This window comes from Pseudomonas sp. NPDC088414, assembly GCF_044753325.1.
GTDB lineage: Bacteria > Pseudomonadota > Gammaproteobacteria > Pseudomonadales > Pseudomonadaceae > Aquipseudomonas.
Window position 1 is genome coordinate 212,608 of sequence record NZ_JBIVMY010000004.1, and the last position, 13,770, is coordinate 226,377.

Below are 13,770 nucleotides of genomic sequence, written 5' to 3' on the forward strand. Positions count from 1 at the left end.
TTTTTGCTTGTGTGTCTCAACTCTTCGGTGGCTGCCGCGGCATCGAGTTGATCACCGGATCACCCTCGGTATTGCGCGTCAGATAGACCGGCAGCACCTTGGGCAGGGTGTTGACGAGGCCGCCGAGTTCTTTGATGTTGTAGACGCCGCCGACGCGGATCGTGCCGGTGTTGGCGTCGGCCAGTTTCAGCGGTTTGCTCAGGTAGCGATTGATCAGCGGCAAGGCGTCGTTCAGTGCCAGGTTGTCGAGCACCAGTTTGCCGTTGCGCCAGGCCAGGGCGTTGTCGTTGGCGTAGGTCTGACTGATCTGCGGCATGTAGTCGCCATGCCGGTACTGCGCCTGCATGGCCGGCCCCAGGCGCAGACCGTCGCCGGGCAGGGCGGCGTTGCTGGTCACCAGCACCGAGCCTTCGATCAGATTGACCCGCACCTGATCTTCGTAGAGCCAGACATTGAAGCGGGTGCCGGTCACGCGGATCTTGCCTTCGCCGGCCCTGACCACGAACGGGTGGGAGAGGTCATGGCTGACTTCGAAAAACGCTTCACCCTTCTTCAGGGTGACCCGCCGCTCGTCCTTGTAATTGCTGAAGGTCAACTCGGTATTGAGGTTGAGCTCGACCTGACTGCCGTCCTTCAAGGTGACCTGACGGACATTGTCGGTGGCTGCGAAATGCTGGTAGCTGTTGGGGAGCAAGCCCAGGTTCCAGCCGCTGTAGGCCGCCAGTGGCAAGGCCAGCGCGCAGACGCTCGCGGCAATTGGGTAGCGCCGCCAGGTGGGCAGCGGTTTATTCAGCGGCACACTCGGCGGCGTCTGCGGACGTGGCAAGTGTTCGGCAACGTCCCAGATTTCCAGCATCGCTTCATATTCGAATGCATGCAGCGGATGCGCATCGCGCCATTGCTCGAAAGCCAGACGCTCCTCGGCGGAGCAGTCTACGGCGTGCAGACGCATGCACCAGTGCGCGGCGGCATCGGTGATCGCATCGTATTCGGCTTCCGAGAGGGATTCTTGGGTCATTGACTCGTCCTGATTTGCTGCATTCTAACCTTGCGGGCGTTGCGCCGAGAACATCCGTCATGGCAATTGCCCATCAAAGTGGAACTTATTTTTCCGTCAGACGCCCAAAAACAGGACATCCGAGGAACATCATCCACAAATGGAGTGAAAAAATGATCAAAAAAACCTTTGCCGCTGCAATCGCCACCGCTGCTCTGTTCAGTGCCGGTGCCGCCATGGCTGATCGTCCCGGTGCAGGCTGGGTCACCATCGAAAAGGCTATCGAGATCGTGAAAACCAAGGCCGGTTACGTCGAAGTCTATGAAATCGAGGCCGACAATGACGGCTACTGGAAGGGTGAGGGCCGCAAGGCCGACGGTTCGGTGTATGAATTCCGCATCGACGGCGCCTCGGGCAATGTATTGCGTGACCAGAAAGACTGAGTTCACCCAGCGATAAACCATGCGCAGGCCAACCGCCTGCGCATTTTTTTTTGCCTCAGTTGAGCCCGCCGTGAGGCTGGGTCACCGGATCAAGCTGGCGGCCCATTTCGCAGATCAGGAAGGCGATCGAATCGGCGTTGCGCAATATCGTGTCGATGCGTGGATGCGGGTTGGTCGGGCTGAGAAACGCCGTTCGCGCGTCCTCAAGATTCGTGGTGCGGGTGGTCCTGAGGATTTCCCTGCACACATGATCCATGCCCTCAAACTCGTCGATATCCAGCCACTCCTGACGGTTGTTGCTCCAGCGCGAAAACAGCTCATCTCGGCGCGTGGACAGTGACAGTGCTTCGCGCTGAAATCGTGTCTGTACCTGTTTGCGGGCAGCTCCGTAACCGGTCACCGTAGCAATCAGATCAGCAAACGGGCGCCGCGCTTCCAGGGAGGCAATGTCGACGGTCTTGCTGAACTGATGGGAAAACTCGTGGATCAGCGTCGCTGCCCGTGCATGCCCGTCAACATTGAACGGTTCGGTCAGGCCTGTGTTGTACCAATCCAGCCCTTGATTGAAGAACTTTTCGGTGAAATGGACTTTCTTGAGTAAATCGCCACCCAGTACGAAGGCAATAACACCCGAGCTGCTGTATCTGTTCGAGCCGACCACAAAGCGACTGGTGTTCAACAGGTCTTCCGTTGGATCGACCAGTGCATCACAGATCGGCACGATCGCCTGCTTCAACTTGTCGAGAATGTCGGCATCAATCCGTTGCACGTCAAAAAAAGACTTGAGAAAAGTATCGAGGCGGGTGCCCGGCACGTAGTTTCTCAGTTGGGCAAGATTGTGCAGGCTGTTGAATGCGTAATGCCGGGCCAGATCAATTGCCTCGATCAACATGCGTGCTTTGTCCGGATGGCGGGCGCGGATTTCTTCCATGCCTTGCGCTTCGATATTCAGCATGTACCGGGCTTGGCGATGGGTGACGTAATGGTTGAACATCGTCGACATGGCCTTGCCGAAATGCACGGTATGGCGATCCGGGTCCAGCACCAGTTGCCGGGAAGCGGTGTGTTGCAACACCGGACCTGGCTGCTCGGCGCCCTTGATTTGCCAGACGGCTCCCGGCCGCTCCACGGGATAGACTTTGCCGGCAATGGGGGCGTAGGTCGCTTTGGTTTTCAGGTCCTGATACGTGCCTTCGGCTGCATTGTGAGTCAGATCCTTCAGCGCGACCGTCGGAGCTTCAAAGGTCTGCAGCGAGGTGCGCAACGGATCGGTCGGCTCTGTCTGCGCAAGGACGGGAGCACTCAGCGTGGCTGGCTGCGGTGCTTGCGGCGCTGCCACAGCTTGAGATTCCAGACGTGACTCCAGTGCCAGTCGCCCGAGGGTGATCATCTGCGCTGCGCCAGCGACAAAGGTTTGCAGCGCACGTTTCCAGTGGTGATCCTGCAACGCTTCGGCCGAGCCCATGAAATCCTTGAAGCTTTGCCAGAGAAACTGCACATAGGCGAGCTTGCCCGGCAGCAGGCCCCGGACCTGCTGGATGCCGGAACTGAACAGGTGCTTCGCGGCGTCCCAATCCGCCTGCGCCGATGGCAGAGAATGGCTGCTCAGCAAGTGTGGCAACAACGCCAGATTGTCGTCGAACAACTGCAGCAGCAAGTTGCCGTTGACCGGGGTGGTCGCCAGGGTCATCTCGCTTGTCTGGCCGTTGCTCGCCTTGAACAACGCGCTGAAGATCGAACGTTGACTTTCCGGCAAGCGGCGCAGCAGCAAGTCCTGCAGTGAACCCGGCGTGTTCAGCGCGGCGATCACTGCCGCCTCGTTCTCGAACTCACTGAATGCGTGCTCTCCATGGTACGGCGCATAAAGTACTTGAGGGCCGGGTTGTCCCGCAGGGCCGATCAAGTACAGTCCCAGCGCCTTGATCGCTGAGGCTCCGGCAGTCTTGATCAGCGCCAACGGCCGGACAATCGCATCGGCCCCTTGCACGGTCGCACGAGCGACGGCATCGGGCATGTCGAGCACCTGTGAAATCAAGCTGAAGGCCTTCGGCGACAAGCGTTGTTGCAGTTGCAGCTGATGGGCATGCTGCAGCAGTTGCCAGGGTAGTTGCCGGAGGAAACGCTGCTTGCGTTGTTCGGCATCGACGCCATCCACAGACAACGCCTTGGTGATTTTGTCGGCAAATGTTGTCGCTACGTTCAAGGACAACAGAAGACTTCTGACCGCTTGCTGGTCGAGTCCCGTCGGCAGCGCTTGGTCGGTGCTCGAACTGAGGGTGAAGGCAGTGTCCTGTGCAACATGCGCATGGTTCAAGGCGAAATCGGTCAGGCTCATCGCGGACCCGATCAGGGGCTGCGCCGGGGTGACGGTGATCTGTTCGGGGTCGAGATCCTGCCTGTGCAAGTGGTTGCTCAGCAGCGTTCGAAGGGTCTGCTGGATGTAATCACGCAAGGTTGGCAGCGCGTGGAGATAATCCTGATCGTCAATGACGCTGAGGCGCCACTGTTCCAGCAGTTCCAGATGCAACTGCTGCTCTTCAAGCCTGGCCATTCCCAGCCAGGCAGGCAAAGAATGCTGTTTGCCGAGTGCCTGCGCCAGAGCGGTGGCACGTTGCAGATTGGTCTCAACGACTTGCTCACTCAACGTTTTGAGAATCTGCGTTTCGCGCGGCTTTGGCCATTGGCGGCCCCGCACCTGTTCACAGCGCTGGAGAAAGTGTTCGATCGCTGACTCGATACGATCCTGCAGGACATTACCGCTGATCAGCTGTAACAGTCCCAGCGTGTAGTGTTGATGGAACCTCTGGTGCAGGGGTGAAAGATTTTCCAGCAGCATCAGGCGTTTTTGCGGATCCAGCAGCCGCTGGTTCAAAACCTGCCTGGCGTGCTCGATCGAGCGGAAGACTTCCAGGCCCAGAGCCGGGGTCCACAAGATCGCGCGTCCGGAGTGCTGCGTATCGAGGCCACCGCGTTCCGTGAGCAGGACGCAGTTGGCCAGCGGCAGCATTTCGCTCTGTCCGGCGAGCTGTAACGTCAATGCCCAGGCGTCCGGCCGAAACCCGTTGAGTGCCTTGCGGCGGCTGCGATCCGGGTGATCCGGATTGAACACGGTGTCGACCAGGGCTTGCTGATGGCGGCTCAGCGTTCCGTTCAGGACTCTCAACCGTGCTTCGCCATTGATGCCGACAGACAGGGCGTGTGCCAGCTTCGCGGCAATACCCAGCAGGTAGGTGCGCTGCAGCGCCGTAACGGTCAGTGGCTGGGCGGCGAAGTCTGCGGCGATGGTCGGCATGATGCTGGCGAACTTGCGCACTTCGGCCGCGGCGGTGTCCGCCAGCACCCTTGAGGGCAATGGGTGACCGGTGAGCATCGGTCGGGTGCTCCAGCGCCCGCGGGCATCCAGTGGCACAAGGCGCTCGTGGAGCATCGAACGGATGTCCAGGGCCTTGTCGAACAGCGCGCGGATATCCACGACGCCGTCGCTGTGCCGGTACAACTGCAAGGCATAGTCGATGTTCTGTCGTTGCTTGGTGATGATCAACTCGAGCAGGACGCTGAACACGTCTCCGGCAATCGATTGGCCGGAAACCTGCGGCCGGTCGAAACCGAGGAAGCGTTGGCGCTCGTCGAGACTCAACAGACCATAGAGTTCGTCTTCATGCCCGGGGCTGGCGAACTTGCCGAGCAGCATGGCTTTCAGATCTGCGTAGTCCCTGAGCACCTGCAAACCGTGAGTCGGGGTATACAGGCAGCTGTCGGAATGACTGATCATCAGCGCACCGGCCAGTTCCACGAAGTTTGCCTGGTGCTCCCACAGACGCACGGTTTCCACGGCCGCGCGAGGTGCCAGACTTTCATTGAAACCCAACGACGTCAGCAGGCTGTCGAATTGACGCTGATCGATGATGCCGGCCTCGCGCTTGAGCAAAAAGTCCGCCAGCGCCTGCTGCCGAATAATCTGCGCAAAAACGTCGCGCCGCGAGGCCCCGTCAGCGCCGGGGCCATTCCAGTAGCGCTCCATTTGCTGGTACAGCAACACCAGCAGTTTGCCTGAAGCCGTGGTGATGGCTGTCTCCCAATGTTGCTGGTCACTGGCCTGGAAAGTCCGGTCGGGGTTCGAAAACTCATGGATCTGGCCAGCCGGCCATCCGGAGTGGCGATAGTGCAACAGCAACGCATTACCAAGTGACAGCGCTTCAAGCTCGCGCCGCGAAGCGAGGTCTGCCGATGCCGGGCTGGTTGCAGTTGCATACAGGCTCACGCGCGTGCGGGTCTGGTCGACGTCGCGCATCGTTGGCGTCAGCAGTTCGTCGACGATGGTCTGGAGCAGGCTGCCAAGCTCGGGCAGTTGCATCAGCTCATCGAGCATCGCCTGCGCGTTGAGCTGCTGGCAGTGCTCGATGGCGGCGCGTTGATCCTCGAATATATCGCCCTCGATAAGCTGATAGGTCACGCTGATACCGTGCCGTTTTGCCAGTCGTTTGCGGTGGGAAAGGGCGAGAAGCGCCAGCAGCCGATCGTCCTCACGGGCACTGTTCAGATGCTGTTCCAGATGCGCAGTCAGGCTGGCGAGGCTGGCATGTTTTTTCAGCCCGGCAAAAGGCGTGTACAACAGAATGCCGCGATCATCCGGGGTGGCGCTGAGGATGAAGCTGCCCGCCAACGGCACCGCTGGTGCGCCTTCGGTGTTGAGCAGGATGCGCTGGGCAAGCATGGGCGGGGTCTGCTGACTGCGCAGGGCATGGGTCGCCAGTTGCACGTGACTCAGCCATCGGAAGTCAGCGCTGGACATGTGATGGAGGTGGCCGAGTTCGCGCCACGATCCGGGGGAGTTGAGCATGGGCTGGAGCAGCAGGGGAGGAGTGGGTGCAGGCATCATCGGGTCTCGTTCAGGGCACCGGCCGGTGCACCGGTAAATTGAGACACGAGACTAAAGACCGGGCAGATAGCACGGGTGGTACATAGTTACCGCACAAGCGGCAGCGCAATGTGCTGGCAGCGACATGCCGGCACCACAACGGTTGACAGCACCCGTACCGGGCGTGGTTAATCGCTGGGCAAGCTGTTCGTACGCTGTTGTTCCCTCCAATAATTAGTCTGGAGCTTCAGATGTCTGCGCCACACGATTCCGTGTCTTCCCCCGTTGCGTCCACACTCTCGCTCGAAGCGCTGACGCAATTGCTTGAAAAGGTTTTCCTGCGCCACGGTACGTCGGCGTCCGTCGCCCGCACTCTGGCTGCCAACTGCGCCAGTGCCGAACGCGACGGTGCGCACAGTCATGGCGTGTTCCGTATCCCCGGTTATGTTTCGACCCTCAATAGCGGTTGGGTCAATGGTCAGGCTGTGCCGCAAGTCGAAGATGTGGCTCCGGGTTTTGTGCGGGTTGATGCCGGCAACGGTTTCGCCCAGCCGGCGCTGGCCGCTGCTCGGCCGCTGCTGGTGGAAAAGGCGCGCAATGCCGGGATCGCTGCATTGGCAATTCGCAATTCCCATCACTTTGCGGCGCTGTGGCCGGACGTCGAACCGTTCGCCGAGGAAGGACTGGTGGCGCTCAGCGTGGTCAACAGCATGACCTGCGTGGTACCGCATGGCGCTGATCGGCCGCTGTTCGGCACCAACCCGATTGCCTTTGCCGCGCCGCGCGCCGGTGGTGCGCCGATTGTCTTTGATCTGGCGACCAGCGCCATTGCTCACGGCGACGTGCAGATTGCCGCGCGCAAGGGTGAACGTCTGCCTGCCGGAATGGGTGTGGACGGTCTTGGGCAGGCGACGCAGGATCCGAAAGCCATTCTTGAAGGCGGCGCGCTGTTGCCGTTTGGCGGGCATAAGGGGTCGGCGCTGTCGATGATGGTCGAGCTGCTGGCGGCGGCGTTGACCGGGGGCAATTTTTCCTTCGAGTTCGACTGGTCGAATCATCCCGGGGCCAAGACCCCGTGGACCGGGCAACTGCTGATCGTCATCGACCCGAGCAAGGCTGCCGGGCAGAGCTTTGCCGAGCGCAGCGAAGAGCTGGTGCGGCAGATGCATGGGGTGGGGCTGAAGCGCTTGCCGGGTGATCGGCGGCATTTGCAGCGGGCCAGATCGCTGGCCGAGGGGATTGTGCTGGATGAGCAGACGCTGGCGCAGTTGCGAGAGCTGGCCGGGGAATAATTGTCAGATAACCAATGTGGCGAGGGAGCTTGCTCCCGCTGGGTCGCGAAGCGGCCCCCCTTTGTCTACTTGAGAACAGGGGGACTGCTGCGCAGTCCAGCGGGAGCAAGCTCCCTCGCCACAGGTTTACTGCCTGACTCCACAGAATGGGATCAGGCAAATATCACTTAACGACGACCGAGCAGCAGGCCCACCACCAGACCGAAACCGGCGGAAATCGCCACGGTCTGCCATGGATGGCCGCCAATGTAGCTTTCGGTGGCCTCGACCGCCGGTTTGGTGCGGTCACGCACGCTCGACACGGAATCCAGTGCCTGTTGCAGCTTCAGGGCGATTTGTCCGCGCAGAGTCTCGGCTTCTTCGCCCACCAGTGAGGCGCTGCTCTTGAGCAGTTTGTCGGACTCTTCGATCAAAGCCTGAAGTTCGCTGAACGCCTGATCCTTGATTTGGTCTTCGACGGCTTGCACGCGGGATTTGCGGGCCATTGGGTGACTCCTTGCAGATGGATGAACAGTGATCAATGGAGTGTGGCGCTGACTGAAAAGTTGCACTGATTTTAGGTGCGAAAGAAAAACCTGCGCGGGAGATTTCCGCCGAGCGTGTAAGATGTCGCCATTTTACGCAGCAGGTATTTCCCCATGAGTTTCAATCTGGCCGACAAATCCCTCGCCGAGCGCGCTGCGCTGGAAGACGAGAAATCCCGTCTGTTCGAACTCTGGCAGAACAATCTGGGCAAAGCCAAAGGCGAAGCCGCGCGGTTGTTCGGCGAACGCTCCAAGCGCAAGGGCAAATGGGCCGAGTGGGTGCGCGCCGAGCTGGATGGCATGTCCCCGCCGGAATTCGCCAACATGGTGCGCAGTGAGGTCAATCGACTGATGGCGGCCAACAAGTAACAGCGCCTCAGTCGGTGTTGAAGCACCCGACAATCGCCTCACGCACCTTGATCACCACCGGATCGATCTGCGTGCTGGTGCGCCAGCCCAGTTCGATCGGGTAGCGCGGCAACGCCAGCGGGCAGGGCAGCAGCACCAGCCCGCTGAGCTCGGCAATGGCGTGGGCGGCATGGCGGGGGATGGTTGCCACCGCGCCGCTGCCCCTGAGCAAATGCGGCAGCGCCGCAAAGTGCGTGGTCGAGGCGCAGACCCGCCGGCTCAGGCCCAGCGCCGCCAGCCCCTCATCGGTGATGCCGATAAAACCGCCCGAGGACACCAGAATGTGCTCGCGGGTGACGAACTCCGGCAAATCGATGTTCTGTTGGCCGGGCGCCAGACTGCCCGGATCGACCAGACACGCATAATCCCCTTCACCCAGTACCTGACGGCTGAGCAGGCGCTCGGCAAAACCACCGGCGGTGATCGCCAGGTCGATGCTGCGTTCCATCAGGGCGCGGGCGACGATCTGGCTGTGGGTCTGGCGGAAGATCAGCCGCAGCTTGGGCGCGCTGCGAGCAATGGCTTCGATCAGGCGCCGGCCATAAGCGATTTCGAAATCATCCGACAGGCCCACGGTGACTGAACGGCCCTCGTAGTGATGGGCTTCTGGGTCGACCATCGCCAGGCTCTGCCGGCATTTGTTCAGCGCCTCGCTGACCACCGGTTTCAGTTGATTGGCCTTGAGCGTCGGCGCCAAGCCACGGCCGGTGCGCACGAACAACTGATCGCCATACACCTCGCGTAACCGGCGCAACGCCGCGCTGACTGCCGATTGCGTCACGCCCAGACGCAGCGCCGCACGGCTGGCGCTGGACTCCTCATGCAGGGCTTCGAAGACTTTCAACAGGTTGAGGTCGATGGTTGCGATATTCATTTGGCTCATATCATTCAGCAGTGAATCGGTCTTTATTCATGATCCCGCGCCACCGCAGAATCGGCAACACTTGAACCCGATGGAGTGACCGCAATGCCCAAATCAATCGTTGCCGCCCTGCAGATCGGCGCCTTGCCCGGTGGCAAGGGTGAAACCCTGGAACAGATCCTCAGCTGGGAAGACGCGATCAGCGAGTCCGGCGCGGCACTGGTGGTGATGCCTGAAGCGTTGCTCGGTGGCTATCCGAAAGGTGAGGGCTTCGGCACGCAGTTGGGCTATCGCTTGCCCGAGGGGCGTGAGGCCTACGCCCGCTACTTCGCCAACGCCATTGACGTGCCGGGGGCAGAAACCGAGGCACTGGCCGGTTTGTCGGCGCGCACCGGGGCCAATCTGGTGATCGGCGTGATCGAGCGTGCCGGCAGCACGTTGTATTGCACGGCGCTGTATTTTGATCCGCAGGCGGGGCTGGTGGCCAAGCATCGCAAACTGATGCCGACCGGCACCGAACGGTTGATCTGGGGCAAGGGCGATGGCTCGACGCTGCCGGTACTCGACACTCAGGTCGGCAAACTCGGTGCTGTGGTGTGTTGGGAAAACATGATGCCGCTGCTGCGCACGGCTATGTACGCCAAGGGCATTGAAGTCTGGTGTGCGCCGACCGTGGACGAACGCGAGATGTGGCAGGTCAGCATGCGTCACATCGCCCACGAGGGCCGTTGCTTTGTGGTCAGCGCTTGTCAGGTACAGGCCTCGCCGAACGAGCTGGGTGTGGAAATTGCCAATTGGCCGGCGGACCGTCCGTTGATTGCCGGTGGCAGCGTGATTGTCGGGCCGATGGGCGATGTGCTGGCCGGGCCGCTGCGTGGCGAGGCGGGATTACTCACGGCTGAGATCGATACTGACGAGCTGGTGCGGGCGCGCTATGACTATGACGTGGTCGGCCACTATGCGCGGCCGGATGTGTTTGAGCTATCGGTTGATGAACGGGCCAAACCGGGCGTGCGTTTCACCGCATAACTTCGGGCTGATTGAAAAACCTGTGGGAGCTGGCTTGCCAGCGATGGCGGACTGTCAGCAACGACGATGTTGGCTGATGCGGCCCTATCGCTGGCAAGCCAGCTCCCACAGGTATTTATGAGCGGTTGCAAAATTGTGTATTTACCACGTCGCAGCAGTGGCCTTTGGCAAACTCAGCTTGCCACTGTCGACAAAACGCATGGTGCCGAACACGCCGCCCGCGAGTTTGCCGCGCAGTACGTAGGGCAGGTTGTCGAGGGTTTGGGTCTGGCTCAGGCCCAGAGTCTGGCGCAGTACCGAGAACGCAGAAACACTGACCGGCACGCTGACCACGGTTTCCGAGAAACGCGGGATCGAGCCGACCTGATTGCTGACGCCCGAGGCCAAGGGACGGCCATTGACCTCCAGATCCAGGGCGATGCCGTTGTAATCGATGGCCGTTTCGTTGGGATTCTGCACCCGCAACTTGATCGCGAAGCGCACTTCCAGATCCTGGCTCGGCAACGGTTCGAGGCCGACCACGTTGATGTTCACCGGATCGCGGTTGGGAAACAGCGCGCAGGCGCTCAGGGACAACAGCAGCAGGGACAGGATGACGGCGTGGACGCGGCGCATAAACAGTCTCTCAACGAAAAAGGGCTGAACCGTTGCCGGCTCAGCCCTTTTTTCATGGCGTCGCGTCAGCGGTTCAACTGTGCGACCGCCGCTGCAGATGCAGGTTCAGCTTTGGCCGGCAGATCGGGGTTTTCCATGACCTGCAGAATCGACGCTTCCGGATCGAAATCGTCTTCTTCCAGCTCAATGAATTCTTCCGGCAGGAAGATATTCAGCACGATAGCGCACAACGCACCCACGGTGATCGGCGATTCGAAGATGTTACGCAGCGCTTGCGGCAACTCGCGCAGCACTTCCGGCACGGCGGCGATGCCCAGGCCCATGCCCACCGAGATCGCCACGATCAGCATGTTGCGCCGATGCAGGCCGGCCTCGGCGAGGATCTTGATTCCGGCCACGGCCACGGTGCCGAACATCACCAGTTCGGCACCGCCGAGCACCGGTTTGGGCATCAGTTGCAGCACCGCGCCGATCATCGGGAACAGCCCCAGCAGCACCAGCAAGCCGGCGATGAAGAACGCCACGTAGCGGCTGGCCACGCCGGTCAACTGGATCACGCCGTTGTTCTGCGCGAACGTGACCATCGGCATGCTGTTGAACACTGCCGCCATCGCCGAGTTGAGGCCATCGGCGAGCAGACCGGATTTGATCCGGCGGATGTACAGCGGCCCCTTGACCGGTTGCCGCGAGATCATCGAGTTGGCCGTCAGGTCACCGGCTGCTTCCAGCGGTGAAACCAGGAAGATCACCGCCACTGGCACGAACGCCACCCAGTCGAAATTGAAACCGTACTTGAACGGCACCGGCACGCTGACCAGCGGCACTTCGGGCATCGAGGCGAAATCCACCGTGCCCATCAGCCACGCGACTACGTAGCCGAGGGTCAGGCCGATGACGATTGCGCCCAGGCGCAGAAACGGCACGTCGACCCGGTTCAGCACAACGATAGTGCCGATCACCAACGCGGCCAGAAACACATGGCTGGCGGCGCCCAGATCGGGCGCGCCGAAGCCACCGGCAATGTCGGTCATCGCCACTTTGATCAGCGACAGGCCCATCAGGGTGATGATGGTGCCCGTGACTACCGGAGTGATCAGCATCCGCAGTTTGCCGATGAACTGGCTCAGCACCACTTCGATGAACGCGGCGAAAAAGCACACGCCGAATATCGTCGAGAGAATTTCATCGGTGCCGCCGCCCCGGGCCTTGACCATGAACCCGGCGCTGAGAATCACGCTGATAAAGGAAAAACTGGTGCCTTGCAGGCACAGCAGACCGGAACCGACCGGGCCGAAACGCTTGGCTTGAACGAACGTGCCCAGGCCGGAGACGAACAGCGCCATGCTGATCAAGTACGGAATTTCACTCTGCAGACCGAGGGCGCCGCCCATGATCAGGGTCGGGGTGATGATGCCGACGAAGCTGGCCAGCACGTGTTGCAGCGCGGCGAAGACGGTTGCAGTCAGGTGCGGACGGTCGTTGAGGCCGTAGAGCAGATCGTTGTTGCGCGGGACTTTTTCAGAGGCGGTCATGGTGTTTTGCGCGCCGCGAGGCGGGGCCGGGTCAGAAAATGGAGGCGCAGGATGCCGGAAGAGGGCGGCGAGGGCAACGAGCAAAAATTGCCTGAAAGGTCAGGATTTATTGGTGTTGGCGGCGTCCGCGCGCACTGACACACATTGTTGTGGCGAGGGAGCTTGCTCCCGCTGGGTTGCGAAGCAGCCCTCTGCATTATCCAGTCAACAGTTTTTTACGACTGCTACGCAGCCGCACGGGAGCAAGCTCCCTCGCCACAAAAGCTTAGAGGTCATGCAAACGCGCTGAGCAAATCCTCCTCAAACGCCTTCTGCGCGTCCCCCGGTACCTGAGCGCGATGCCGGGCCAGATGAAACGCCACTTCGAAACTCAATTCCCCAGGCCGCAGTGCGCGCAGCAGGCCCTTGTCCTCCCAGACCCGCGCATAGTGATCCGGCAGATAGTCGACATGCTTGCCGGAAAGAATGAAGGCGAGGGTGCCTTCGACCTGTTCGGAACGCGCGGAAAAGCGCTTGTCAGGAAACGGCTCGCCCGTGCGCATGAACCGGTACGGATGATCCACCCGGTCGCAGGCCTGCAATGCCGCATCATCCGGCTCATCGACGCTGAACAGTGGATGCCCCTGCGCGCAATACAAATGCTGGGTTTCCCGGAACAGTTCGCGGTAATCGAAAGCGCTCTGCACCTGCGAGAAATAACCGAGGGCCAGGTCCAGCCGCTGTTGCAGCAGCAGACGCTCCATCTCCCCGGGCATGGCGCTGATCAACTCGATGCGCACCGACTCATCGCGCTCGCGAAAGCGCCGGATCGCCTCCGCCACCCGCAGCAGCACTGACTGATCAACTGCCTCGGACAAACCCATCCGCACTTCACCAATCAGCCGTCCGGCGACGCCGTTGGACTGATGCCGGAAAGTCTCGATGGACTGGAACAGTGCACGAATCGCGATCAGCAGTTGCTCACCTTTGGGCGTGACGCTGAAACCGCCCTTGCCCCGGCTGCACAGGCGATAGCCGAGGCGGGTTTCGAGTTTGGCCATTTGCTGGCTGATGCTCGACTGGCTCAGACCCAGTTCACCTTGCGCCGCGCTGAAGCCGCCGCACTCCACCACCCGTACGAACAGGCGCAGCAACTGCAGGTCGACATCGTGAAGCTGACCGAGCATTACATTACTCCCGGATAAAGTCAGGTTAACAAACTTGATATTTC

11 protein-coding genes are annotated in these 13,770 nt (G+C 60.8%); 4 read left to right on the top strand and 7 right to left on the bottom strand.

Annotation, left to right across the window (positions count from 1 at the left end; translation table 11 throughout):
• Nucleotides 1-16: 16 nt before the first annotated feature.
• Nucleotides 17-1,018: a FecR family protein gene (locus tag ACIP8I_RS07430; RefSeq protein WP_400759899.1), complete on the bottom strand. Its 1,002-nt coding sequence runs from the start codon at nucleotides 1,016-1,018 to the stop codon at nucleotides 17-19.
• A 152-nt stretch (nucleotides 1,019-1,170) separates the two neighbouring features.
• On the opposite strand from ACIP8I_RS07430, the gene ACIP8I_RS07435 reads away from it, so the two are divergent.
• Nucleotides 1,171-1,440 carry a PepSY domain-containing protein gene (locus tag ACIP8I_RS07435; protein WP_202368070.1) on the top strand — a complete coding sequence of 90 codons (270 nt, stop codon included), beginning with the start codon at nucleotides 1,171-1,173 and terminating at the stop codon, nucleotides 1,438-1,440.
• Nucleotides 1,441-1,495: 55 nt separating this feature from the next.
• Here ACIP8I_RS07435 and ACIP8I_RS07440 read toward each other — a convergent pair whose 3' ends face one another.
• Complete coding sequence (locus tag ACIP8I_RS07440) at nucleotides 1,496-6,316, bottom strand: hypothetical protein (RefSeq protein WP_400759902.1); 4,821 nt, start codon at nucleotides 6,314-6,316, stop codon at nucleotides 1,496-1,498.
• Between the two features lie 233 nt (nucleotides 6,317-6,549).
• Here ACIP8I_RS07440 and ACIP8I_RS07445 point away from each other — a divergent pair, with 233 nt between their 5' ends.
• Nucleotides 6,550-7,590 (top strand): Ldh family oxidoreductase, encoded by a 1,041-nt coding sequence (locus ACIP8I_RS07445; protein ID WP_400759905.1) that lies wholly within the window; start codon nucleotides 6,550-6,552, stop codon nucleotides 7,588-7,590.
• A 167-nt stretch (nucleotides 7,591-7,757) separates the two neighbouring features.
• Here the strand turns inward: ACIP8I_RS07445 and ACIP8I_RS07450 are convergent, their stop codons facing one another.
• The gene (locus tag ACIP8I_RS07450) at nucleotides 7,758-8,075 is read right to left on the bottom strand and encodes a YqjD family protein (protein WP_047602264.1); all 318 of its coding nucleotides are present in this window, start codon (nucleotides 8,073-8,075) and stop codon (nucleotides 7,758-7,760) included.
• 153 nt (nucleotides 8,076-8,228) lie between these two features.
• On the opposite strand from ACIP8I_RS07450, the gene ACIP8I_RS07455 reads away from it, so the two are divergent.
• Nucleotides 8,229-8,483, top strand: a complete 255-nt coding sequence (locus tag ACIP8I_RS07455) for a hypothetical protein (protein WP_003224595.1) — start codon at nucleotides 8,229-8,231, stop codon at nucleotides 8,481-8,483.
• Nucleotides 8,484-8,490: 7 nt separating this feature from the next.
• Here ACIP8I_RS07455 and ACIP8I_RS07460 read toward each other — a convergent pair whose 3' ends face one another.
• Nucleotides 8,491-9,405, bottom strand: coding sequence for a LysR family transcriptional regulator (locus tag ACIP8I_RS07460; protein WP_400759908.1), 915 nt, complete (start codon nucleotides 9,403-9,405; stop codon nucleotides 8,491-8,493).
• Between the two features lie 84 nt (nucleotides 9,406-9,489).
• Here ACIP8I_RS07460 and ACIP8I_RS07465 point away from each other — a divergent pair, with 84 nt between their 5' ends.
• Nucleotides 9,490-10,413: a carbon-nitrogen hydrolase family protein gene (locus tag ACIP8I_RS07465; RefSeq protein ID WP_097089638.1), complete on the top strand. Its 924-nt coding sequence runs from the start codon at nucleotides 9,490-9,492 to the stop codon at nucleotides 10,411-10,413.
• Nucleotides 10,414-10,554: 141 nt separating this feature from the next.
• Here ACIP8I_RS07465 and ACIP8I_RS07470 read toward each other — a convergent pair whose 3' ends face one another.
• The 3 genes from ACIP8I_RS07470 to ACIP8I_RS07480 all read right to left on the bottom strand — a co-directional run bounded on the left by ACIP8I_RS07470 (nucleotide 10,555) and on the right by ACIP8I_RS07480 (nucleotide 13,726).
• Nucleotides 10,555-11,028 carry an LEA type 2 family protein gene (locus ACIP8I_RS07470; RefSeq protein WP_400759911.1) on the bottom strand — a complete coding sequence of 158 codons (474 nt, stop codon included), beginning with the start codon at nucleotides 11,026-11,028 and terminating at the stop codon, nucleotides 10,555-10,557.
• A 65-nt stretch (nucleotides 11,029-11,093) separates the two neighbouring features.
• Nucleotides 11,094-12,560 (bottom strand): nucleobase:cation symporter-2 family protein, encoded by a 1,467-nt coding sequence (locus ACIP8I_RS07475; protein ID WP_007966055.1) that lies wholly within the window; start codon nucleotides 12,558-12,560, stop codon nucleotides 11,094-11,096.
• Between the two features lie 272 nt (nucleotides 12,561-12,832).
• Entirely contained in the window at nucleotides 12,833-13,726 is an 894-nt protein-coding gene (locus tag ACIP8I_RS07480) for a LysR family transcriptional regulator (RefSeq protein WP_400759914.1), read from the bottom strand.
• Nucleotides 13,727-13,770 lie beyond the last annotated feature (44 nt).